This window comes from Legionella bozemanae, assembly GCF_900450575.1.
Classification (GTDB): Bacteria; Pseudomonadota; Gammaproteobacteria; order Legionellales; family Legionellaceae; genus Legionella; species Legionella bozemanae.
Genome location: NZ_UGGY01000005.1, coordinates 21,614 through 42,750 on the forward strand (window position 1 = coordinate 21,614; position 21,137 = coordinate 42,750).

Consider the following 21,137-nt stretch of genomic DNA (forward strand, 5'->3'; position numbering starts at 1 on the left):
TAAATCTCTGAAGTAGCCGTTTTTCCTATTAGAAAATATCAGTGCCTTGAAACAGATTAAGTATGATTCAGGTTTGCATACACCACAATACCACCTATTTTTTTTGCATCCAGAGCTATCAATAATTGCTTGAATCCTGAATACAAAATATCCCAAGCGTGTTGACCAAATTGCTGCTCAACCTGCTCACGCTTTTGTTCAAACGAACGCAATAACAACTTATACCAGTGTATAAAGTACTCACTGAGATCAATGCTTTCATTAAATCTCCATCCAGTTTCAGAGAGCTGTTTTTTTAATTCGGGTAAATAAATTGGATTAAAACGAGAGGCTGTTTTTGACCATGGAAAGGGGCTTTGAATTGGTGTCGCATCGGGTCTTGAGTAATCAAATAAAACGAGCCTCCCGTGGGAATCTGAAAGCTGTGATAATTTTTTTAACGCAATTTCTTGAGATGTAAAACAAAAAAGGGCACTGAAGCTATAGATACATTGAAATGATTTGTGGGCAAGCTTAGTGCTGTTCAAAATATCTTCGCATATAAATTGAACATCAGGATAGCTCGTCTTTGCGCGATCAATAAGATCACTATCGATATCAACGCCTGTAACTGTACCCCATCCTTTTTTTTGTACATAATGAGCAGTTCCACCTAATCCACATCCAACATCAAGTAAGCGTGCTTCACTGTTTTTAGCAATAAGTGACAAGGAAAGCTCGATTGCTTCAATTTCACCAGGATGCGCAAAATCCCCCTCTCTTAGCATTGCTAATATCTGTTTCGTATATTCCATTTTGCAACCCCACTGTTATCCCACAGAGTGATCAACAGAAAATGTGAATAACTTTATATTTGAGCATCAGTCATCAAATTCATTTTTTCAATCACTGAATCTATTCTTGAATCTGGAGTGTAACTTTCTCGCCGAATTTCGAATAGATACTTCTATTCAATTTTTCAAAAAAGTAGATTTTATACTCATGATCTTTCATTTAATTTGTACATTATATTTCATATTTAGATATCAATTAAGATAACTTACTAGGTATCTAATAATGTATCCCAAAGGCATCTCTAAAGATATCTAATTAAAATAATATTTTATTGACAAAATCCAATAAAGATATCAATAAAGATATCGCTAAATGAATTTTTAATGACTCATAAAGGTATCTTATAAGTATTACAATGGATATCAATGATAGACAATCAACTGCGTAAAATAAAATATTTAAATTGCTGTTGTTTAAATTTTAAGATCTTTATAAATCTTTACATTTGCTTTAATAACATGGAGATATCGCGAATAATACCTAAAGAGATACCTATTGCAATGCGCAGATTGATACCCATAGCGCTACCCATATGTTTAGGTATCTATATGGGTAGCGGTTAATGTGTCATTAAGAAACACAAAAGATCATCTTTAGGTATCAGCAAACTTTATAAAGGTACTTGTTTAAGTATCAATTTAGGTATCTCTTAAGGAATCACTTAAAACACCAAAAGTATAACGCTACAGGTATCGACGCTGATTATAAAGGTATCTATTTGAATAACGCTAAAGATATCAATCTAATTATGCGTAGAATTTCCTGAGGTTTACCCAGAGGGAATTCGTGTATCAAAATATACAGTAAATATAAAAGTAATTGATTTTTATATAATTAACCTATTTACTTGGTTTCCGATTTAAGTATATTATTGATTAAATTATCAACTTGGCCAGGGATAAAAATAATGAATAATCGCATCGAACAGCCAAAAAGATCTATATCTGATGTTGCTGAATATCTTGGAATTTCAACACAGGCAGTTCATAAGCAACTTAAAAGTAAAAATATAACCTGTGAAAAAATAGGCAATAAATCATATATAACTTATTCAAGTGCTAAACAAATTTTCAATTATAGTTTTAAAAAGAAAAAAATTGCTGTCCAGATTGTAAAAGGTGGCACTGGTAAAACAACATCTATATTTAATATTGCAAGTTGTGCCAATACTTATGGAGCAAAGGTATTGGTCATTGACGCCGATCCACAAGGAAATCTGACTGATGCAAATGGAATAGATGCAGATGAACTCCCAGTTTTAATAGATGTAATAAAATCAGAATGTTCGATTGAAGACAGTATTGTAAATCTTGCTGAGGGTTACGATTTAATTCCTAGTAGGATTGAGAATGTGATACTTGATAATGAAATTGTAAACAAGAGACTTCCACTAGATAAGCTATATGAAAATATTTTAAAACCAATTCAAGATAGATATGACTTCATTTTTATAGATTGCCCACCAACTATGGGGCAAGCAGTCACTGCCGCAACTCTTTATGCAGATATTATATTAGCTCCACTTAACCCAGATAAGTTTAGTGCGAAAGGATTAAAAATTCTTAAACAAGAAGTAGATACGCTAAATAGAAGTTACCATAAAAATATCAATTACAAAGTCTATTTGAATAAATTTAGTGGAAAAACGATTTTATCAGATAAAGCAATAGTATCTTTAATATCCGACCCAGAGTTAGAAGGAAAAGTACTGTCAACCACAGTACAATATGCTCAAGAAATTCCAAATGTAACTGATGATAATAAAAATGCTTTTAGCTCGTTAAAAAAATCCAGTGTACGCGATGATTTTGATAGTTTAACTCGTGAATTATTACAAATATCACCTATTCAAGTGCTCAAGCAGGAACTAAACAAATCAACGAATGAAAGTATGGAAACTGCTTAAGAAATAGGGAGCTTGAGTTATGCCAAATTTAGAAGACGTTCTAAAAGAACGCAATAAAAAGAAATTTGTTAAGAAAAGTTATAGACCTTGGGATTTATCAGGCGATAACGGTACTACCACTAATGATGCACCCAATAACGCTGATGAAAAGTCTTCTGTTCCTGAACAAAGCAGAGAAATGGATAACTCATTTCAATTATTGGAATTTAGACATGAGAAGCCAGATTTAGATATTGATTTAGGTAACAATGAGGTAACAATAGAGAAACAGCAAGATAACAATAGTGTACCTATAGAAAACAATATAGGTAGCAATAAGATAGTCCCTCAAGCATCAATTAGATACCAAATAGATAGCACAATAGATGCCACGTCGTTATATAACAGAATATTACGTTTGACAGGTATTCAAAAAAGTATTTTAAACTTCATTGCTGATGTATGTACGATACGTAATAGTTTAGAAACAGGACCAATAGAAACCATTACTATAGCCACATGGTCTAAAACCACCATTGGTACAGTAAAAACCTCATTGAATAGACTAATCAAAAACGGCCTGATAATTAGAAATATGGGGAAGAAAGCCCGAATGGGTTATTTAAATCTAGGACTAACAGAGGAAGTCTTCGATACAATTCTGGAGCAAAGACAGAAATACAACAACATTTCAAACTCAGCGGAGTTTATAACAGCCTTTAGATATCAATTAGATAACAATGTTCCTAATAATAGTAATAATATATTAAAAAATACTACTACTAAAAAAATAGAAGTAACAATTCCAGAAGAATGGCAAAAAATTGACTTCGAGCCATTGATTCATATTGGATTCTCTAAAACTCAAATTAAACAACTCGTAGAAAGAAACGAGCCTGATGTAGTTCAGGAGTCTATTAACCACTTTGCTTATGGATTAGATAACAACCCTAAGTATAAAAAATATGAAGATCCGTTAACTGTATTAATGGGAGTTTTAAGAAAAGGGCAGGGGTGGTTTGAAAAAGATTATCGTTCACCAAAAGAAATTGCGATGCAACAACTTTTAGAGATGAGAAAAGCACAAACAGAAAGGCAAAAACAACTTGAGGAAGAAACTTTTAAATGGGCTCTCAATAATTGGCATGAAAATCTGTCGTCAGATGAGATCGAAAAAATTGCGCCTAACAACAGGAAAAATGGAGATATTACACCTCAATCAGCGAAACTTAGTTTGCATTTTAAGGAAAATGTTTGGCCTAAATTAAAAAAAGAACTGATACCTAATTAGGTATCCAATTGGTTATCTAATTTGATACCTAAATTATTTCTTATTGATAATAAATAGTTATCAAAAATCTGATCCAAAAATGATAAGGTATAGTGATAAGTAGATAAGAAAATATAGGCTGATTATTGTTGAATCTGCTAGTTTTTGTTTCATTCCAGAGCAATTCTTCGGAATAAAAAAACAATAATTTACACTGATGAAGTCAATTATGCTCTTTATTACTCGTTAAGAAAAAATTTCTAGTATAGAAGTTCATCTATCTTAGTTTATACAAAGTAGTAAAAATAATAACTAAGTGAATAAAGCATGTTAGAGGCAACTTGATAAACTCTATTGCATTATCTATCATGAAACTAATTTTTCTTTAATGCTATAAGAATATATGACTGTAGACTGCATAAATATCAGTAATGTTTTAAGTCGACTACTTAAATCCCATAATATGAGTGAGTCGGAGTTTAGTCGTCAGTCAAATATTCCACGAATTACAATAAGTCGTCTAATAAACAGAAGAACTCCAGATCCAAGATCTTCAACTTTAGAAGCAATTGCAAAGTTTTTTAATATATCGTTGGATCAACTTTTAGGTAAAAAACCTTTAAATTTACATTCAGATACAAAAAAAATAGATGATATATCGTATATCCCCATATTAGAATGGCAAGATAGTAGCAATTGGATAGATAAATATAATAATTATCTATCTTCGGGTAGAGTAGTATTTGTTTCTGGTAAAAAAGATAGTTTATTTGCTTTGAAAACAAGCGGCGATGCAATGTGGCCTAACTTTCCTGAAAATACAATATTAATTATTGATCCTATAAAAGAAGTTAAAAATAAGAGTTTTGTTTTGGCCTATATAGAGAAGGAAAAAGAAATTTTATTTAGACAAATTTTTATTGAAGGGAGTTACAAAATATTAAGAGCCATTAACAGTATTTTTCCACCAATACAAATAGAAAATAATGACCAGATTATTGGTGTAATAATAGAAACACGACATTGTTATGATTAATGTTCTTTCTAAGAAAACAAATGTATTTATGTGAAGATGCTCTTCTTAAAAAAGAAGATTTATATTACAAATTGCTCTCCTTATTTCATATGGGAAGCATATTAATTGGAATGGCCTTAACTTCAAGAATAGTTTCATTAACCTTACCCAATATAAGTCACACACTTTATATAACTGGTGGAATTTTTTTTATCCCAATTGTCTTCTTTATACAAGATATTGTTACGGAGATATTCGGGTATGACAATGCGCGTGTGATGTTAAATACAAACATATTGGTTTTTATAATTTATGTGTTGATTTTGGTTGTTTTATTGGTATCAATAAATAATATAAATAATTCATATGAAAATTTTTATTCAGTAGTTAATACTTTGCCTCGCCATGCTTTATCTTTTGTTTTATCTTTGTATGTTGGAGGCAGGATAAATAACTATGTTTTATCAAAAATGAAATTACATTTTAATCAAAAGTTTCTTGCCTTTAGATTTATATCTTCAACTGCGATTGGTGAGGCATTTTTTCAGTTCATTGCAGTTTTTATATCTTGGTATGGATCATTTACTTCTCAAGATATGTTTCTTATCGCATTTATCTCATATACATACAAAATCTTATTTGAAATTTTAGCTACACCTTTCAACATATGGATTTGTAATTACTTAAAATCTTTAAAATTAGAGAGAGTTCAGAATGTTTTATGATCCAAAGACAAACAATTTTTATTTATCCAGTAACAAGATTTTTGATATGGATACTTTTAACTGGGTTGAAGTGAATGAACTACCTGACACATTAGAAATATGCACATATGAGGGTGCGGTAAAAAAATTACAAAATTCTAGTAATAAAATTAAACAACCGATTGGAGTTATAGGTGCAAATATGCCAGAAGAAGACCAATATCAAAAAGCTTTTGAAATTGGTAGAGAACTTTCTAATTTAGGGCTTATGGTAATATGCGGTGGTAGAAAAGGTGTGATGGAAGCTGTTTGCAAAGGAGTTAGAGAAAATAATGGTATTAGCATAGGTTTATTGCCTGAATATACGATAGAAAGCGCAAACCAATATGTTTCAATTCCCTTAGCAACTGGAATAGGTTTTGCGCGAAATGCACTTATCGCCTCATCTTCTTTTTGTTTAATTGCCATTGGAGGTGGTAATGGCACGCTATCGGAAGTTGCATATGGGTTGCAATTTGGTAAAAAGGTCTTTTCAATAAGCTGTAATTTAAATGTTGATGAATTAGTAAAATGTAATGATGTAAAAACTATAGTCGAGAGTATCTGTAAGTTGATTTTTAAGTTATTGTAGTGGATAAAATCTATGATGTGGTACAAGAAAAATCTAAAAGAATATGCGACAAAATTAGATGGATATTACTTTGATAAAAATTTAAAACAAACAATACTTGTTCTGAAAATTAGAAATAAGAGAACTATATTTCACATTTCTATTAAAGAGATCTTTACCTATAAAGAGTATTTAAGTACCTTACATCCAATTGATTTGTGTATTATAGGGATATTAGCAAACGAGAAAAACATTGAATCTACTGCAAAAGATTATAAATTTATTACGGTGCCAGATAGTTATCTTATGGTAAGAATACAGCCATTTCTTGAAATTCAAGGACGACAATTTCAAGGATCCAGTGAAATTATTAAACTTAAAGTTAAAAATATAGATAAAAAAATATCAGTTTCTGCGAAGGAATTATTTAATAATAAAAAACTAATAAGTGCTCTTCAATATCAAGATGCATTATCATTAGGATTCTCATTATCTGCCTCTGAAACAGATACCTCTCAAATAATAATGCGGAAGAGAGCGACCTATAGTTATTTCCAAACAATTCAAAATAGCATTTTTTTAACTTTTTTTTTCTTATCCATTCTTTTGGTGGGGCAATCTTTTTTAGTTCAAGAAATAAATTTTCATGGTGAAATTTTATTTTTACCTTTTTTAATTCTGTTATTTTCACACATTAATGACAATCTTTTCTTGTGGGAGTCAAATAAGATTTTGATGATTGTAATTATAATAGTTATTGCTTTTATGTTATATTTTTCATGGATAATAGAATTGCCCTTTCCTTATGATGACCATAAAGTAGACGCATTTCGTATGTTGCATCATATAATTATGAATAACTCGATTAAGTTTATTTTTCCCTTTGTATTATCTTCCATAGCAGATACTTTCATAAAAAGAATTCCAAAAAAAATATCTTTTTATTCTCAAAATAGGCTGTTTTCTATCAATATGTATACGTGTTTATTTTTTATATCAGCATTTTGCATAAGCCATATATTAAATATATCGAGTTACTCAATTGTAGATTTTATATATACGATTATAAGTCTCTTCGTTTTGAGTTCATTCAAAAATTTATCTAAAAGGTAATACCAATAAATATTGTATCACATATGATACAAGCTGCATTGACATTAAATCTATAATGATTCATTATTGTTTTATTAAAAAATTATTATGAATATTTGTATCTTTTGTGATTCGTTTTTAAAAGAAATAATTGAAACAATAAAAATTTTTACAGGAGTAAAAATTGGAATCGAAAAGCAATAATAAAAAATATCCAAAAGTTTATATTTCTTTCCAGCTTTCAGAGGAGGCTAATAAGCTTTTATCCGAATCTTGTATGAGATCTGGAAGAAAAAAGATTCCAGAAGCGGCATTACGTCTTGAAGATCACCTCATACGATATCGCTCTATCTCCGAATTAAATCAAACCATTCCAAACCAACCAGAAGCAATGGACGCAGATCATGGCAGTACTTCGAATTCATAAAAAACAACAAAACTTTGTAATTCTCGATAAGACGTGTCTGAATGATGACTCCTTATCATGGGGGGCTAAAGGACTACATGCCTATCTGATGTCATTACCTGATGATTGGAAAGTACGAGTTTCTGATTTAAGAGAAAGGGCTACAAATGGAAGGGATGCAGTTCGAGGATTCCTTGGCGAATTAGAACAAGCCGGCTATATTCAAAAATCTGCTTGCCGAGATGATGCAAGTGGTCGTTTTGGTGGGATTGAGTACTTTGTTTTAGAAATTCCAGAGTGCCAAAATCCCGGTAGAATCCCAGAGCCTGAAAAGCCGTCTTCGGTAAAAAATGAGCAAACAACACCGAGCCCTGAAAACCCGTCTCCGGTAAGCCCGGCGACTGGAAACCCGACGCCGGAAAATCCGACACTAATAAATATTAATAGAATAAGTAATAAGAAACTAAATAATAAAACAGCAGCAGCAAGCAATAGTGCTCCGGGTAAAGCAACGACTGTTCACGCTCAACCACAAGCTGCTGCTGTTCTTTTTTCTCAATCATCAAATCATGAAGAGAAACCATTTGCTAAAGTCGTTAAGGAACAATCTCCAGTTGATCGCTTATCGCAAGAGGATGCATTGATTGGCATTGAACTTACTCAAGCCCAGAAACACCGTGTAACCAGCCTGGTTAAAAGCCTCAACTCTCCGCAAAAAGAAGATTTAAGTGCAGAGATTGAATTTTGTTTGCTTAATCCCAAGCATTTCACTGCCTGTGGTAATGACTTTAGTCGAAAGCTCAATGCCATCCGTGGGGTCATTTTGAGGGGAGGTTGGCAAACACCTGCGGGTATGGTGCGCGACGTTTCCACAACGAAAAAATCAAACACTTCAATTGTGAAGCAACTTGAAAATGAACTTAAGGAGGCCCATGCCGAAGTCAGTCATTTTCAAAAGTTGCTTACAACTGCCAGGGAACATACACGAGCCCATTTTGAAACGATTATTAACCAGGCTAAAAACAAAATTCATGACATTGAAGAACAGTTAAGACAAGTGATGTCTTCACAACAAGAGGCACCCTGTTGAGAACCTCTGGGGTGATTCGGGTACAGAAAAGAAAAAAGATAAGGAATAGCATGAAAAAAAACAGCAGAAAGTTATTCAAAGTGTTCGCAGTAAGTTCCGCAGCAGTGATAACAGGTTGTGCTGCAACACAAACAGCATTAGAGCATAGGTCACTGCAAGTCAGTACGAAGCAAAGTGAGACTATCTTTTTAGATCCTGTTTCTAAAGCGCAGAAAACAGTGTATTTGTCAGTGAAAAACACATCAGATGAAGAAATCAATATCGCGCCACAATTAAAAACAGCCTTGATGAAACATGACTACACGGTAGTCAATAATCCAAGTTCGGCGCACTACCTATTGCAAGCTAATGTGCTCAAAGTGGGTAAGATGAGTGTTGCTGCAAGTCAATCTGCACTTGGTGGCGGCTATGGTTCAGTGATTGCAGGTGCTGTGGCAGGAACAGCGGCAGGAAGCTTAACTCAAACAGGCACGGGAATGATTGCTGGGGGCCTTACAGGTGGCCTTGTGGGTTTGGCTGCGGATTCGTTAGTGAAAGACGTCAATTACACCATGATTACCGACATTCAAATCAGCGAGAAAGTAGGGAAGGGGGTTAAGGTAAACGAACACTTCCAATCACGTTTAAAAAATGGAAATAGCACAATGACCTCTCAAACCTATTCGCGCAAGACGCAATATCAGCGTTATAGAACACGTGTCGTTTCCAATGCAGACAAGGTCAATTTGAAGTTTGCCGATGCCAGGGGGGCATTAGAACAAGGATTAGTTAAAGTCATTTCGGGAATATTCTAATGAACCATCTAACCTAAAAGACGATTTAATTCGCAAAACTTATAACTTTAATTGGTGTTAAAAATTAGGCCATCCAAGTGCTTAAGGGATTTGTACAACCTAAAAACGGAGAAAACAATGAAAATAGGTAAAAAAAGATTCAGTTTGATGAACAGAGTAAGCTCAGCTCTTGTCGTTTTTTTGCTGTCAAAAAACGTACTGGCAAATGATTTATTGGCAAAAGCTTTGGAAGGGGATGTCAAAGATTCATTAGGAAGTGGCTCCATGTTTTGGAAAGTTTTTATTTTAGTAGACATCATTTTAGCCACCGCCATGGCTGTGAAGAGTAAAAATCCTATGGTGTTTGTTGGAGTAACTGCTGTTGCTTTTATTCCAGCCTTTTTACTTAAAACGTTTGTATTTTGAGAGGAAGGGAAGAATGAGCAACATGAACTATCAATTCTTAAACCATATTGATGCGCCTAAGAGAATCTTAACGTTAACCATGGACGAACTGGTGGGGGCAGGTATTGGCTTTATGCTGCTCATTATCTCGAATCAAAAGGTATGGGTTTCTCTATTTGGATTCAGTTTGTTAAGTGGGTTGCGGTATTTGAAGAAAGGGGAGGGTCCAAAAGCCCTCTTAGTGTTGGCTTACTGGTATTTGCCAAGCATGGTTACCCAGTTTTTTCTGCCCAAACTCCCTTTATCCCACCACCGTGTGTATGTGGCTTAAGGAGAAAAAAATGGATTTTAAAAGTTATCAAAGCCGCTTAAGCCAACTCTCTGCACGATTTAACTTGATGGTGGTTCTGGTGTTTGGTCTTTTAGTATCTAACGTCTTGTTGTCTTGCTTTATTAACACAGTCTGGAACCATCATACCATTGAAGTAACGCCATTTTCTGGAAATCCGGGTTATTTTAAATCAGCAACCCGTGTCGATGGTCATTATCTTAGCCTCATGGCTGAAAACTTCGTTAATGAGCGTTTAAATGTAACCCCTGAAACAGTCGATGCCAACCACAAGCGCTTACTCTCTTTTGTGAACCATCAAAAGTACACCCAGATGCTTCGGTTTTTAACGAATGAGGCGAAAGTAATTAAAGCCAAAAAGATGTCTTCTACCTTTGCTATCACCCAAATTAAAACGAATCCCAATCAACTGACCGCTGTTGTTTCTGGGGTATTGAAACGCTATGTCGGGCTTCAACCGCTAAACGATGAACGTAAAACCTACCTGTTGCAGTTCCAATATAAAGACAGTCGCTTATCCATCATTAAGTTTTCGCCTTTTAAGGAGTTCAATCATGCGTAAACCATTAAGTGTCGCATTAGCATTAATATCTACGATGACTATGGGAGCTAATAGTATCTCGGTGAAAGAGAATAGTGACATCGCATTGACGCTTTCTCAAATAATTACAGCCGCATTGTAGTGAAGAACGATAAAATCATAGAAGCCAGTATTTCCACCCAATAGCATGGCCATCAAACGCGACGAGCAAGATGGTTCGGTTTATGTGATGTTGTCTGCGACTAATCCATTTACTTTGGTTCGAGGATTCCTTGGCGAATTAGAACAAGCCGCTATATTCAAAAATCTGCTTGCCGAGATGATGCAAGTGGTCGTTTTGGTGGGATTGAGTACTTTGTTTTAGAAATTCCAGAGTGCCAAAATCCCGGTAGAATCCCAGAGCCTGAAAGCCGTCTTCGGTAAAAAATGAGCAAACAACACCGAGCCCTGAAAACCCGTCTCCGGTAAGCCCGGCGACTGGAAACCCGACGCCGGAAAATCCGACACTAATAAATATTAATAGAATAAGTAATAAGAAACTAAATAATAAAACAGCAGCAGCAAGCAATAGTGCTCCGGGTAAAGCAACGACTGTTCACGCTCAACCACAAGCTGCTGCTGTTCTTTTTTCTCAATCATCAAATCATGAAGAGAAACCATTTGCTAAAGTCGTTAAGGAACAATCTCCAGTTGATCGCTTATCGCAAGAGGATGCATTGATTGGCATTGAACTTACTCAAGCCCAGAAACACCGTGTAACCAGCCTGGTTAAAAGCCTCAACTCTCCGCAAAAAGAAGATTTAAGTGCAGAGATTGAATTTTGTTTGCTTAATCCCAAGCATTTCACTGCCTGTGGTAATGACTTTAGTCGAAAGCTCAATGCCATCCGTGGGGTCATTTTGAGGGGAGGTTGGCAAACACCTGCGGGTATGGTGCGCGACGTTTCCACAACGAAAAAATCAAACACTTCAATTGTGAAGCAACTTGAAAATGAACTTAAGGAGGCCCATGCCGAAGTCAGTCATTTTCAAAAGTTGCTTACAACTGCCAGGGAACATACACGAGCCCATTTTGAAACGATTATTAACCAGGCTAAAAACAAAATTCATGACATTGAAGAACAGTTAAGACAAGTGATGTCTTCACAACAAGAGGCACCCTGTTGAGAACCTCTGGGGTGATTCGGGTACAGAAAAGAAAAAAGATAAGGAATAGCATGAAAAAAAACAGCAGAAAGTTATTCAAAGTGTTCGCAGTAAGTTCCGCAGCAGTGATAACAGGTTGTGCTGCAACACAAACAGCATTAGAGCATAGGTCACTGCAAGTCAGTACGAAGCAAAGTGAGACTATCTTTTTAGATCCTGTTTCTAAAGCGCAGAAAACAGTGTATTTGTCAGTGAAAAACACATCAGATGAAGAAATCAATATCGCGCCACAATTAAAAACAGCCTTGATGAAACATGACTACACGGTAGTCAATAATCCAAGTTCGGCGCACTACCTATTGCAAGCTAATGTGCTCAAAGTGGGTAAGATGAGTGTTGCTGCAAGTCAATCTGCACTTGGTGGCGGCTATGGTTCAGTGATTGCAGGTGCTGTGGCAGGAACAGCGGCAGGAAGCTTAACTCAAACAGGCACGGGAATGATTGCTGGGGGCCTTACAGGTGGCCTTGTGGGTTTGGCTGCGGATTCGTTAGTGAAAGACGTCAATTACACCATGATTACCGACATTCAAATCAGCGAGAAAGTAGGGAAGGGGGTTAAGGTAAACGAACACTTCCAATCACGTTTAAAAAATGGAAATAGCACAATGACCTCTCAAACCTATTCGCGCAAGACGCAATATCAGCGTTATAGAACACGTGTCGTTTCCAATGCAGACAAGGTCAATTTGAAGTTTGCCGATGCCAGGGGGGCATTAGAACAAGGATTAGTTAAAGTCATTTCGGGAATATTCTAATGAACCATCTAACCTAAAAGACGATTTAATTCGCAAAACTTATAACTTTAATTGGTGTTAAAAATTAGGCCATCCAAGTGCTTAAGGGATTTGTACAACCTAAAAACGGAGAAAACAATGAAAATAGGTAAAAAAAGATTCAGTTTGATGAACAGAGTAAGCTCAGCTCTTGTCGTTTTTTTGCTGTCAAAAAACGTACTGGCAAATGATTTATTGGCAAAAGCTTTGGAAGGGGATGTCAAAGATTCATTAGGAAGTGGCTCCATGTTTTGGAAAGTTTTTATTTTAGTAGACATCATTTTAGCCACCGCCATGGCTGTGAAGAGTAAAAATCCTATGGTGTTTGTTGGAGTAACTGCTGTTGCTTTTATTCCAGCCTTTTTACTTAAAACGTTTGTATTTTGAGAGGAAGGGAAGAATGAGCAACATGAACTATCAATTCTTAAACCATATTGATGCGCCTAAGAGAATCTTAACGTTAACCATGGACGAACTGGTGGGGGCAGGTATTGGCTTTATGCTGCTCATTATCTCGAATCAAAAGGTATGGGTTTCTCTATTTGGATTCAGTTTGTTAAGTGGGTTGCGGTATTTGAAGAAAGGGGAGGGTCCAAAAGCCCTCTTAGTGTTGGCTTACTGGTATTTGCCAAGCATGGTTACCCAGTTTTTTCTGCCCAAACTCCCTTTATCCCACCACCGTGTGTATGTGGCTTAAGGAGAAAAAAATGGATTTTAAAAGTTATCAAAGCCGCTTAAGCCAACTCTCTGCACGATTTAACTTGATGGTGGTTCTGGTGTTTGGTCTTTTAGTATCTAACGTCTTGTTGTCTTGCTTTATTAACACAGTCTGGAACCATCATACCATTGAAGTAACGCCATTTTCTGGAAATCCGGGTTATTTTAAATCAGCAACCCGTGTCGATGGTCATTATCTTAGCCTCATGGCTGAAAACTTCGTTAATGAGCGTTTAAATGTAACCCCTGAAACAGTCGATGCCAACCACAAGCGCTTACTCTCTTTTGTGAACCATCAAAAGTACACCCAGATGCTTCGGTTTTTAACGAATGAGGCGAAAGTAATTAAAGCCAAAAAGATGTCTTCTACCTTTGCTATCACCCAAATTAAAACGAATCCCAATCAACTGACCGCTGTTGTTTCTGGGGTATTGAAACGCTATGTCGGGCTTCAACCGCTAAACGATGAACGTAAAACCTACCTGTTGCAGTTCCAATATAAAGACAGTCGCTTATCCATCATTAAGTTTTCGCCTTTTAAGGAGTTCAATCATGCGTAAACCATTAAGTGTCGCATTAGCATTAATATCTACGATGACTATGGGAGCTAATAGTATCTCGGTGAAAGAGAATAGTGACATCGCATTGACGCTTTCTCAAAATAATTACAGCCGCATTGTAGTGAAGAACGATAAAATCATAGAAGCAGTATTTCCACCCAATAGCATGGCCATCAAACGCGACGAGCAAGATGGTTCGGTTTATGTGATGTTGTCTGCGACTAATCCATTTACTTTGTTTGTAACTACTGAGAAAGGCACTCATTTTTCAGTCACATTAAATGGTGAAGAGTCATTAGGCAAAACGATTGAGTTGGTTTCACCACCACAACCCAAAGTTGTCGCCTCTCAAGCTAACACTATAAAAGAAAATCCGAAAACGATAACTCATGAGGCCGTACCCGAAGCAATTCTTGCCATGCTCACCCACATGGAGCACCACAAACCTTTTGCCGATGTGCGGGTAACACGTCAATTTGGAAAAGCACAGCGCTGGTCAAAAGGATTAACCCTCCTCCCTAAAGAGTCCTGGGATGGTAAGCTCTTGAAGGGTGAAACCATGGAGTTATATAACGGTGGTAAAGAGCCATTGGAGCTATCTCAAGAATGGTTTGCAAAAGACGGAATTTTGGCGATTAAATTTTCCAAAGCCTCCATTAATCCTGGAGAAAAAGCCATGCTGTATCGTGTGGAAGCGAGTCGTCATGGCTAACTGGCAATTCAATAAAAAGGTTAAAGAGAATCAGATTCGCACTTTAATTGGTGTGGGATGCATCGTTTTCTTCATCATCGCCATGATGATTGTCTTGTTGGCAGAGGGACGTCTTAAGAAAACAGCCACTACAAAAAAATCAGTCGATTTAACAGGAATCGTAGACGATTCATTTACCGATGCCGTTGCAGACCAAGCGTTAACCACCCAGCAAACAGAACTTGAATCATTAAAAAAACAAATAAGCGAATTAACACAAAACATTAAAACGATGGGGGAAGCGTACCAAAAAGAATTGCAAGCACAAAAAGAAGAACTCACAGCACAAGTACACGAGCTGGCTTTAACCAATCAGGAAAAACAAAGTCATTTGGAACACCAAAACAATCCTTCTGAATTAAACGAAGTACAAAACCCACAACTGTGGCATAATCCCAATACCTATGCCATGAACACAATGATGAATGGTAACGGCACTATTTTATCGAATGCAGCTCCTCGCATTCACACGGTGTCGTTTCGACCTAAACGGCATATTAAAAAAGCACATCCTAATTTTTATCTTAACCCCGCTCATTATGTCCCATCCAATACCTCGGTACGCGCGGTGATTTTAGGCGGGGCCGATGCCGATGCATCAGTTAATGGCCAATCGAAAAATAATGGCGTAATGCTCTTTAAATTCTTGGAAGATGGCACACTACCTAATGGCGAGCGCTCACGCTTAAGAGGATGTCGCGTCAGTGCCAATTCCTATGGAGATATTTCCAGTGAGCGCGCTTTTGCCACATTGTATCGTCTGTCGTGTGCTCATCCTGGCCAGCCCATTATTGATAAGGAGGTTACTGGGTGGGTGTTTTTCAATGGCAAGGTTGGAATTAAAGGAAAGCCCTTGATGCGAGATAACAAGGTCATGACTTGGGCGGGTATAAGTGGTGCTTTATCGGGAGTTGCGTCTGCTGCACAATACGCCCAAAGCGTCCAAGCCATTGGGCCATATGGTGCAACATCGGTTGTGCCTAGCAGTCAAATTGCGCCCTTTGCAGCCTATGGAGGTGCCTCCAAAGCGGCAGATACCTTGTCGGCATACTACGTCAAACGCGCAGAGCAATACCATCCTGTCATTCAAGTAGGCTCGGGCAATGTCGTTACCGTGGTTTTTAAAGACGGATTTTACTTAGAGCCCGATGAAGACAAGAGTCAGCATGCAATGAATCAAGTAAAAGCACAACACGAAACACAAGGATTGATTGCATCTCAAGACGAAAATCCAACTTCTGAGATGAACTTTACAGTTCCTCCCGAAGTCTTGGGGCGTATTGACCGCCTCAATACCTTAAACCGCAATGAAATGGGAGGTTTACGATGAGGTCTGGTTTACTTTGTTTCATTTCAATACTGAGCGCATTGCTTACAGGATGCGGCACGATGAACTCCAATTTCAGTTGTAATGCCACAGCGGGAGATAGTTGTTTGACCATTGAACAAGTCGATGCCATGACCCGTTTCGCCGATGAGGTAAAGCCCAATTCTGCACGGCGGGGCATGATGAAAGCAGAACACACTATCCCAAACCACCAAGGGAAAATCATCCAACAAAATAACGGTCAATCGTTGTGGGTGGCAACAAACCTTAAGGAGCAATCATGGGCGTAAATTTCTCTGTTTGGCGTGATAAAGCAAGGAGCTTATTGCACCGGTTTAGTCATCAACTGGGAGAAACCCTAAGCAGTGAACCGCAATCTCTCTTTGAGTATCAAAAGGGTAAAGAATCGTTGCACTTGGACTTGCCCTCATTCAGGAGTTTACTTCCCTATGAAACGATTAATGAGGAGCTTTTATTTATAAACCAAAATTCCATTGGGTTTGGTTTAAGTGTCTTACCCAGTTGCGGTGCTGATGAATCACTAATGCACTCACTTGCAGAGCTTTTTAAGAATAAGTTGCCAGCAGGTGTTGATTGTACCGTGATGCTTTACAAGCATCGTTATTTATCTCATAGGCTTTCAGAGAGCTTTTCTCCTATTTTAAAACGCGGGGGAATCTATGCAGAACTTGCTAAAATGAGCATTGATTTTCATCTTAAAGCCATAAAAGAGGGCTACAAAAATGGCCGTAATGTTCCTGCCCAGCTTGCGGATTACACCGCGTACCTCTTCATTTCAAGGCGACACCATGCAGGGAATACGCACGATTTAAGTCGTTTGCGCGAGGACTGGGAGTCAGAATTAAAAGTAGCAGGATTTGGTTTTTATCGAATGGAGAGGCTTGAGTTTAAATCCTTGATGCGAACTCTTGTATCGCCATCTTTAGATGAGATTGCATGGCCATTAATCGATAATAACGAAGATGGATTGGTTCGTGATTCTATCCCAAATCTAACGAGCGTGTATGAGATTCATGATAAATGCATCGACATTTCAAGCCATAACTTAGAGCATGAAGAACAAAAGGTGAGGGTCGTTAATTGCCAAATCAGTAAATGGCCTGACGCACAGGATAAAAAATCACAATTTGCCTTATGGCAAACATCGGACTTATTTGCCAATCTGTTACGTCCTGAGCATGGTATTCAATGTCCTTTTTTAATAAGTTTTACCATTCGCGGTGTTAATCGTGAAAAAACAAAAAAAATCGCCAAAAGTCGCGCAAAAGATACGAACAGCAACAACAATTACGTACAAAATTTCTTAGCACCTGGTACGGCTGAACAAGCCGCGCAATGGAGTCTTGTTCATCAGGAAGTGTCACGAGATAACATGGATTTATTGCCTACCTTTTATAATCTCATGCTGTTTACAAGCATTGAAAACGAGCGTGAGCACGTGGCGAAGGCGATCAGTAGTTATCGCCAACACGGCTTTACGCTCACACAAAGTCATGGCACGCAATGGCTTCGCTTTTTAGGTTCACTGCCTTTTGTGTTAACGGAAGGATTGTTTTCGCGTCTGGAGTTAATGGGGCTGACTAAGAGGCTCAGTAATTATAATGTGGCGAATCTTCTGCCTTTGGTTGCTGACTTTAAAGGGTGCAAGGAAGGCTTGTTAATGCCCACCTACAGGCATCAATTGTTTTTTTATGATCCTTTTGATGATCGCAATTTATCCATTGCTAATTATAACCGCTTGACGGTTGCGGCACCTGGTGCGGGTAAATCCTATTTACAGCAAGCACTACTTTTAGACGGATTATCTCGTGGTCATCAAATTTTTGTTATTGATTTAGGAGAATCTTACAAACATTTATGTCAGATGGTTGGTGGTACTTATGTCGATGCAACAACTATTAGCTTAAATCCGTTTACCCTGTTTGATTTTGAAGGGACTACGGAGATTTCAGGGAAGCAAGTTAACAACTACATTCAAATTAGAGATTTACTCGCCATTATGGCAAGTCCCGAACAAGGATTGGATGAAGTTCAAAAGGACTGGCTACTCGATGCTTTGTTAATGGCTTGGAAAGAAAAGAAAAACCAGTGTTGTATCGATGATGTGTTGGATGCTTTAAAGGGGATTTTGCAAAAACCGGAAGGAAAAAATGACAGACGCCTCAAAGACTTGTTGGTACTTTTAGGTAAATATGGAAAGGACGGTTTATATGGTTCCCTTTGTAATGGTCAAACCCCATTATTCAACGAATCCATGTTCACGGTTTTCGAACTCGGAGGATTTGAATCCAATCCCCAATTACTGATTATTGTGATGTTTGTGATGATCATAATTATTCAAGGTCAGTTTTATCATTCCGACAGACGATTAAAAAAACAATGTAACTTTGATGAAATCTGGCGTCCGTTGATGAAAAGTTCCAACCCCCTTATGGCGAACTTTATTGAACAGGGGTGGCGTACAGCAAGAAAATACCTTGCAGGGTTTTCAGGGGTTACTCAACAATTATCCGATACAAAAAATACGGCGCAAGGACAGGCGATTGCAGCGTGCTCTGATACCAAATTTATTATGAAGCAAGGATCATTCAAAGAGTATATAGAGCAGCATCCTACTTTGTTTACCCCATTACAACAACGAGTGATTGAGTCATTTGGTGAGGCCAAATTACAGGGATTTTCTGATTTTATGATTCAGTGTGGCGGTGTGTATTCCTTTCATCGCTACTTTTCCGATCCGTTCTCCAGGGTTTTATTTTCTACATCCGGCGATGAGTTTGGGGAAATCGAAGCATTGATAAAGTCGGGTATTTCCTTAAGTGAAGCAATCAAGCAAGTTGCACATAAATACTATGGAGCGTCATGATGCGAGTAATTCATGCCCTTAGCGGTTTAGGTGCCATGTCGTTCACTATTGGAGCGATATTCTACCTCGCGCCAAATACCGAAATTGTCCTTTTTGATAAAGAGGTGGTGCAGGGACAATTCATTCGCCAATTGGCAGAAATAAAGGCGACCGAATCCCAGGTGCAGCAGTCTACTAGAAGATTTAATGAGGTACTTAATAAGGTACTGGTTGATACTTCACAGCAAAAGAAGGTCATCATTTTAAGGAAGAATGATGTTTTTGCTGGAGGGGTAGATATTACCGATGAGGTGCGGATTAAGTTAAGTAAAGCCATGAGGAACAAATCGTGAACATCCTATGTTGCTTGATTCTTCTTATGATTTCCATGGGTCAGATTCATGCCAAATCCTTTGGAGTGATTGGCGAGGTCTTTCCTGTGGGTGAAAAGAGCTTTTTAAAGCTCATTGAAGAACGGTTGACGGCTTTGAATATCAGTGGAGAACTTGAGGCAATGAATCAGCGCTGGATTCAAACGGCAGCCGAGCATGCCAACAGGCCATCAGCCTTAAATCTTCCACGCACCAATCATTCAATAACACATCATTACGTGCCCGAAATCACTTTAAGTCAGGATATAAGCGATGCGCGAGGTCATGTTTTGTACCCCAAAGGTATGAACGTGAATGCGCTGTCGCAGTTACCTTCCTATCAACCCTGTTGGTTGTTCTTTAATGCGGATGATGAAGCGCAGATGAATTGGGCGCAGCATCAAAAAACAAGCTGTCCGAATCCTAAATTGATTCTGACGGGTGGCGCCATCAATACCGCCGAAAAAAAGCTGCACGCAGTCATTTATTTCGACCAGGCAGGAAAAATTACAAGCAAACTCCATATCACTCACATTCCGGCAATCGTTACTCGCAAAGGCAATCGTCTTGTCATTGTCGAGCAGGCAATCAAGGAGAATGGCGATGTTCTTTAGAGTCTTTTTTGTCGCAATCCTCTTCGTTTTTTCTTATGCAGGATGGAGCAAGCAATGTATCGGACATTTCGTCAATCCCATTCGTGATGTGTGTTGGCGATGCTTATTTCCTTTGTCGATAGGCAACATTAAGGTAGTGAATTCATCCCTTCCCGATACCGACAATGCAGCAAGTCCCATTGGTGTATGTCCAAGTCCTATGGGGTTGCGTGTGGGACTCAATATTGGTTTTTGGGAGCCAGTGGCACTCACCGATGTTACCGACACGCCTTATTGCCTGGTGAATCTTGGAGGCATCAAGCTCAATTTGGGTTTGAAACAGAGCAGGGGAGGGCGTCATGTGGTTGGTAATGGCCAACAGCGTGCGTTTTTTCACGTCCATTGGTATAAATACCCGCTTATGAGCTGGCTTAATCTCATCACTTCAGTGGGTTGTATGCAGGGTGGAGATTTTGATATTGCCTACCTCACGGAACTTGACCCTACCTGGCAAGACTCCGAAATGAGTTTTGTCCTAAGTCCTGAGTCGGTGCTGTTTGGTAATCCTGTGGCAGCAAGTTCTTGTGCCGCGGATGCGCTGTCCTCAACACTGACTAAGAAGCCCATCGATAGCCTTTTTTGGTGCGCAGGAAGTCAAGGTACTCATTATCCGCTAACAGGGCATGTGCATGCCCCACTTTCTCCCGTACAAACCGCATTACTTCTTACCGAGCGCATGAACTACAAAATGCACCGCGAATTGTTAGTATCTGATTCAAGTCCTGCGTCGGGTGCGATTTGCAAAGAACATCACTATTCAGTAACCCCTAAATCCCGTTACCGCTATGAGATGGTAAATCAAGTAGCCGATGGCAAACACTGCTACCCAGGGGGTTTAAGTACTTTGGCTTGGGAGTTTGGAAAAATTAAACCGCACACTCCCGACCAATATGGGTTTCTGGTGTGGCGAAAGCGCAACTGTACCTTCCTTTAAACGGAG

The 21,137-nt window shown here is 37.9% G+C and carries 27 protein-coding genes; 26 read left to right on the plus strand and 1 reads right to left on the minus strand.

The window, feature by feature from the left end; all coding sequences use genetic code 11:
* Positions 1-56: 56 nt before the first annotated feature.
* A complete protein-coding gene (locus DY223_RS18395) occupies positions 57-794 on the minus strand; it encodes a class I SAM-dependent methyltransferase (RefSeq protein ID WP_058460982.1) in 738 nt (245 codons plus the stop codon).
* Positions 795-1,741: 947 nt separating this feature from the next.
* Between DY223_RS18395 and DY223_RS18400 the strand changes: the two genes are divergently transcribed.
* The 26 genes from DY223_RS18400 (at position 1,742) to traU (ending at position 21,131) form a co-directional block, all read left to right on the plus strand.
* Positions 1,742-2,740 carry an AAA family ATPase gene (locus tag DY223_RS18400; RefSeq protein ID WP_058460981.1) on the plus strand — a complete coding sequence of 333 codons (999 nt, stop codon included), beginning with the start codon at positions 1,742-1,744 and terminating at the stop codon, positions 2,738-2,740.
* Positions 2,741-2,759: 19 nt separating this feature from the next.
* Complete coding sequence (locus DY223_RS18405) at positions 2,760-4,010, plus strand: hypothetical protein (protein WP_058460980.1); 1,251 nt, start codon at positions 2,760-2,762, stop codon at positions 4,008-4,010.
* 382 nt (positions 4,011-4,392) lie between these two features.
* Positions 4,393-5,025 (plus strand): helix-turn-helix domain-containing protein, encoded by a 633-nt coding sequence (locus tag DY223_RS18410; protein ID WP_058460979.1) that lies wholly within the window; start codon positions 4,393-4,395, stop codon positions 5,023-5,025.
* Between the two features lie 20 nt (positions 5,026-5,045).
* The gene (locus tag DY223_RS18415) at positions 5,046-5,729 is read left to right on the plus strand and encodes a queuosine precursor transporter (RefSeq protein WP_058460978.1); all 684 of its coding nucleotides are present in this window, start codon (positions 5,046-5,048) and stop codon (positions 5,727-5,729) included.
* On the plus strand, positions 5,719-6,339 hold the full coding sequence (locus DY223_RS18420) for a TIGR00725 family protein (RefSeq protein ID WP_058460977.1): 621 nt from the start codon (positions 5,719-5,721) through the stop codon (positions 6,337-6,339). The genes DY223_RS18415 and DY223_RS18420 overlap by 11 nt, the downstream gene beginning before the upstream one ends.
* A 12-nt stretch (positions 6,340-6,351) precedes the next feature.
* Positions 6,352-7,431: a hypothetical protein gene (locus tag DY223_RS18425; protein ID WP_058460976.1), complete on the plus strand. Its 1,080-nt coding sequence runs from the start codon at positions 6,352-6,354 to the stop codon at positions 7,429-7,431.
* Between the two features lie 163 nt (positions 7,432-7,594).
* Positions 7,595-7,837, plus strand: coding sequence for a TraY domain-containing protein (locus DY223_RS18430; protein WP_058460591.1), 243 nt, complete (start codon positions 7,595-7,597; stop codon positions 7,835-7,837).
* Entirely contained in the window at positions 7,815-8,906 is a 1,092-nt protein-coding gene (locus DY223_RS18435) for a replication protein (protein ID WP_115684403.1), read from the plus strand. Before DY223_RS18430 ends, DY223_RS18435 begins: the two co-directional genes overlap by 23 nt.
* A gap of 50 nt (positions 8,907-8,956) precedes the next feature.
* Entirely contained in the window at positions 8,957-9,700 is a 744-nt protein-coding gene (locus DY223_RS18440) for a complement resistance protein TraT (protein WP_115684404.1), read from the plus strand.
* 117 nt (positions 9,701-9,817) lie between these two features.
* Positions 9,818-10,105 (plus strand): hypothetical protein, encoded by a 288-nt coding sequence (locus DY223_RS18445; protein ID WP_115684405.1) that lies wholly within the window; start codon positions 9,818-9,820, stop codon positions 10,103-10,105.
* A 13-nt stretch (positions 10,106-10,118) separates the two neighbouring features.
* Positions 10,119-10,415, plus strand: coding sequence for a type IV conjugative transfer system protein TraL (gene traL / locus DY223_RS18450; RefSeq protein ID WP_058460593.1), 297 nt, complete (start codon positions 10,119-10,121; stop codon positions 10,413-10,415).
* A 10-nt stretch (positions 10,416-10,425) separates the two neighbouring features.
* Positions 10,426-10,995, plus strand: coding sequence for a type IV conjugative transfer system protein TraE (gene traE / locus DY223_RS18455; protein ID WP_058460594.1), 570 nt, complete (start codon positions 10,426-10,428; stop codon positions 10,993-10,995).
* Positions 10,988-11,116 carry a hypothetical protein gene (locus tag DY223_RS19605; RefSeq protein ID WP_259293223.1) on the plus strand — a complete coding sequence of 43 codons (129 nt, stop codon included), beginning with the start codon at positions 10,988-10,990 and terminating at the stop codon, positions 11,114-11,116. Before traE (DY223_RS18455) ends, DY223_RS19605 begins: the two co-directional genes overlap by 8 nt.
* Before the next feature lie 45 nt (positions 11,117-11,161).
* Positions 11,162-11,338, plus strand: coding sequence for a hypothetical protein (locus DY223_RS19610; RefSeq protein ID WP_259293224.1), 177 nt, complete (start codon positions 11,162-11,164; stop codon positions 11,336-11,338).
* Between the two features lie 352 nt (positions 11,339-11,690).
* Entirely contained in the window at positions 11,691-12,140 is a 450-nt protein-coding gene (locus tag DY223_RS19320; protein WP_176580216.1) for a hypothetical protein, read from the plus strand.
* A gap of 50 nt (positions 12,141-12,190) precedes the next feature.
* Entirely contained in the window at positions 12,191-12,934 is a 744-nt protein-coding gene (locus tag DY223_RS18470) for a complement resistance protein TraT (protein WP_115684404.1), read from the plus strand.
* A gap of 117 nt (positions 12,935-13,051) precedes the next feature.
* On the plus strand, positions 13,052-13,339 hold the full coding sequence (locus DY223_RS18475) for a hypothetical protein (RefSeq protein ID WP_115684405.1): 288 nt from the start codon (positions 13,052-13,054) through the stop codon (positions 13,337-13,339).
* A 13-nt stretch (positions 13,340-13,352) separates the two neighbouring features.
* Positions 13,353-13,649, plus strand: a complete 297-nt coding sequence (gene traL / locus DY223_RS18480; RefSeq protein ID WP_058460593.1) for a type IV conjugative transfer system protein TraL — start codon at positions 13,353-13,355, stop codon at positions 13,647-13,649.
* Positions 13,650-13,659: 10 nt separating this feature from the next.
* Positions 13,660-14,229 carry a type IV conjugative transfer system protein TraE gene (gene traE / locus DY223_RS18485; protein WP_058460594.1) on the plus strand — a complete coding sequence of 190 codons (570 nt, stop codon included), beginning with the start codon at positions 13,660-13,662 and terminating at the stop codon, positions 14,227-14,229.
* Positions 14,222-14,941: a type-F conjugative transfer system secretin TraK gene (gene traK, locus DY223_RS18490; protein ID WP_058460595.1), complete on the plus strand. Its 720-nt coding sequence runs from the start codon at positions 14,222-14,224 to the stop codon at positions 14,939-14,941. The genes traE (DY223_RS18485) and traK overlap by 8 nt, the downstream gene beginning before the upstream one ends.
* Positions 14,934-16,310: a TrbI/VirB10 family protein gene (locus DY223_RS18495; protein WP_064115131.1), complete on the plus strand. Its 1,377-nt coding sequence runs from the start codon at positions 14,934-14,936 to the stop codon at positions 16,308-16,310. The genes traK and DY223_RS18495 overlap by 8 nt, the downstream gene beginning before the upstream one ends.
* Complete coding sequence (locus DY223_RS18500) at positions 16,307-16,597, plus strand: TraV family lipoprotein (RefSeq protein ID WP_058460596.1); 291 nt, start codon at positions 16,307-16,309, stop codon at positions 16,595-16,597. Before DY223_RS18495 ends, DY223_RS18500 begins: the two co-directional genes overlap by 4 nt.
* Positions 16,588-19,194, plus strand: coding sequence for a type IV secretion system protein TraC (traC, locus tag DY223_RS18505; RefSeq protein WP_058460597.1), 2,607 nt, complete (start codon positions 16,588-16,590; stop codon positions 19,192-19,194). Before DY223_RS18500 ends, traC begins: the two co-directional genes overlap by 10 nt.
* On the plus strand, positions 19,191-19,526 hold the full coding sequence (locus tag DY223_RS18510) for a TrbI F-type domain-containing protein (protein WP_235810571.1): 336 nt from the start codon (positions 19,191-19,193) through the stop codon (positions 19,524-19,526). The genes traC and DY223_RS18510 overlap by 4 nt, the downstream gene beginning before the upstream one ends.
* Positions 19,523-20,158, plus strand: coding sequence for a type-F conjugative transfer system protein TraW (gene traW, locus DY223_RS18515; RefSeq protein WP_082642484.1), 636 nt, complete (start codon positions 19,523-19,525; stop codon positions 20,156-20,158). The genes DY223_RS18510 and traW overlap by 4 nt, the downstream gene beginning before the upstream one ends.
* A complete protein-coding gene (gene traU / locus DY223_RS18520; protein ID WP_058460600.1) occupies positions 20,148-21,131 on the plus strand; it encodes a conjugal transfer pilus assembly protein TraU in 984 nt (327 codons plus the stop codon). The genes traW and traU overlap by 11 nt, the downstream gene beginning before the upstream one ends.
* Positions 21,132-21,137 lie beyond the last annotated feature (6 nt).

Excerpts from the sequence above, each read along its gene's own strand:
- DY223_RS18440 (WP_115684404.1), top strand. The coding sequence starts at position 8,957 with ATGAAAAAAAACAGCAGAAAGTTATTCAAAGTGTTCGCAGTAAGTTCC.
- DY223_RS18410 (WP_058460979.1), top strand. The coding sequence starts at position 4,393 with ATGACTGTAGACTGCATAAATATCAGTAATGTTTTAAGTCGACTACTT.
- traL (WP_058460593.1), top strand. The coding sequence starts at position 13,353 with ATGAGCAACATGAACTATCAATTCTTAAACCATATTGATGCGCCTAAG.
- traE (WP_058460594.1), top strand. The coding sequence starts at position 13,660 with ATGGATTTTAAAAGTTATCAAAGCCGCTTAAGCCAACTCTCTGCACGA.
- DY223_RS18445 (WP_115684405.1), top strand. The coding sequence starts at position 9,818 with ATGAAAATAGGTAAAAAAAGATTCAGTTTGATGAACAGAGTAAGCTCA.
- DY223_RS18405 (WP_058460980.1), top strand. The coding sequence starts at position 2,760 with ATGCCAAATTTAGAAGACGTTCTAAAAGAACGCAATAAAAAGAAATTT.
- DY223_RS18510 (WP_235810571.1), top strand. The coding sequence starts at position 19,191 with ATGATGCGAGTAATTCATGCCCTTAGCGGTTTAGGTGCCATGTCGTTC.
- DY223_RS18425 (WP_058460976.1), top strand. The coding sequence starts at position 6,352 with ATGATGTGGTACAAGAAAAATCTAAAAGAATATGCGACAAAATTAGAT.
- DY223_RS18475 (WP_115684405.1), top strand. The coding sequence starts at position 13,052 with ATGAAAATAGGTAAAAAAAGATTCAGTTTGATGAACAGAGTAAGCTCA.
- traE (WP_058460594.1), top strand. The coding sequence starts at position 10,426 with ATGGATTTTAAAAGTTATCAAAGCCGCTTAAGCCAACTCTCTGCACGA.
- DY223_RS19605 (WP_259293223.1), top strand. The coding sequence starts at position 10,988 with ATGCGTAAACCATTAAGTGTCGCATTAGCATTAATATCTACGATGACT.
- traC (WP_058460597.1), top strand. The coding sequence starts at position 16,588 with ATGGGCGTAAATTTCTCTGTTTGGCGTGATAAAGCAAGGAGCTTATTG.
- DY223_RS18420 (WP_058460977.1), top strand. The coding sequence starts at position 5,719 with ATGTTTTATGATCCAAAGACAAACAATTTTTATTTATCCAGTAACAAG.
- DY223_RS18400 (WP_058460981.1), top strand. The coding sequence starts at position 1,742 with ATGAATAATCGCATCGAACAGCCAAAAAGATCTATATCTGATGTTGCT.
- traU (WP_058460600.1), top strand. The coding sequence starts at position 20,148 with ATGTTCTTTAGAGTCTTTTTTGTCGCAATCCTCTTCGTTTTTTCTTAT.
- DY223_RS18470 (WP_115684404.1), top strand. The coding sequence starts at position 12,191 with ATGAAAAAAAACAGCAGAAAGTTATTCAAAGTGTTCGCAGTAAGTTCC.
- DY223_RS18500 (WP_058460596.1), top strand. The coding sequence starts at position 16,307 with ATGAGGTCTGGTTTACTTTGTTTCATTTCAATACTGAGCGCATTGCTT.
- DY223_RS18395 (WP_058460982.1), bottom strand. The coding sequence starts at position 794 with ATGGAATATACGAAACAGATATTAGCAATGCTAAGAGAGGGGGATTTT.
- DY223_RS19610 (WP_259293224.1), top strand. The coding sequence starts at position 11,162 with ATGGCCATCAAACGCGACGAGCAAGATGGTTCGGTTTATGTGATGTTG.
- DY223_RS18415 (WP_058460978.1), top strand. The coding sequence starts at position 5,046 with ATGTATTTATGTGAAGATGCTCTTCTTAAAAAAGAAGATTTATATTAC.
- DY223_RS18435 (WP_115684403.1), top strand. The coding sequence starts at position 7,815 with ATGGCAGTACTTCGAATTCATAAAAAACAACAAAACTTTGTAATTCTC.
- traL (WP_058460593.1), top strand. The coding sequence starts at position 10,119 with ATGAGCAACATGAACTATCAATTCTTAAACCATATTGATGCGCCTAAG.
- DY223_RS18495 (WP_064115131.1), top strand. The coding sequence starts at position 14,934 with ATGGCTAACTGGCAATTCAATAAAAAGGTTAAAGAGAATCAGATTCGC.
- traK (WP_058460595.1), top strand. The coding sequence starts at position 14,222 with ATGCGTAAACCATTAAGTGTCGCATTAGCATTAATATCTACGATGACT.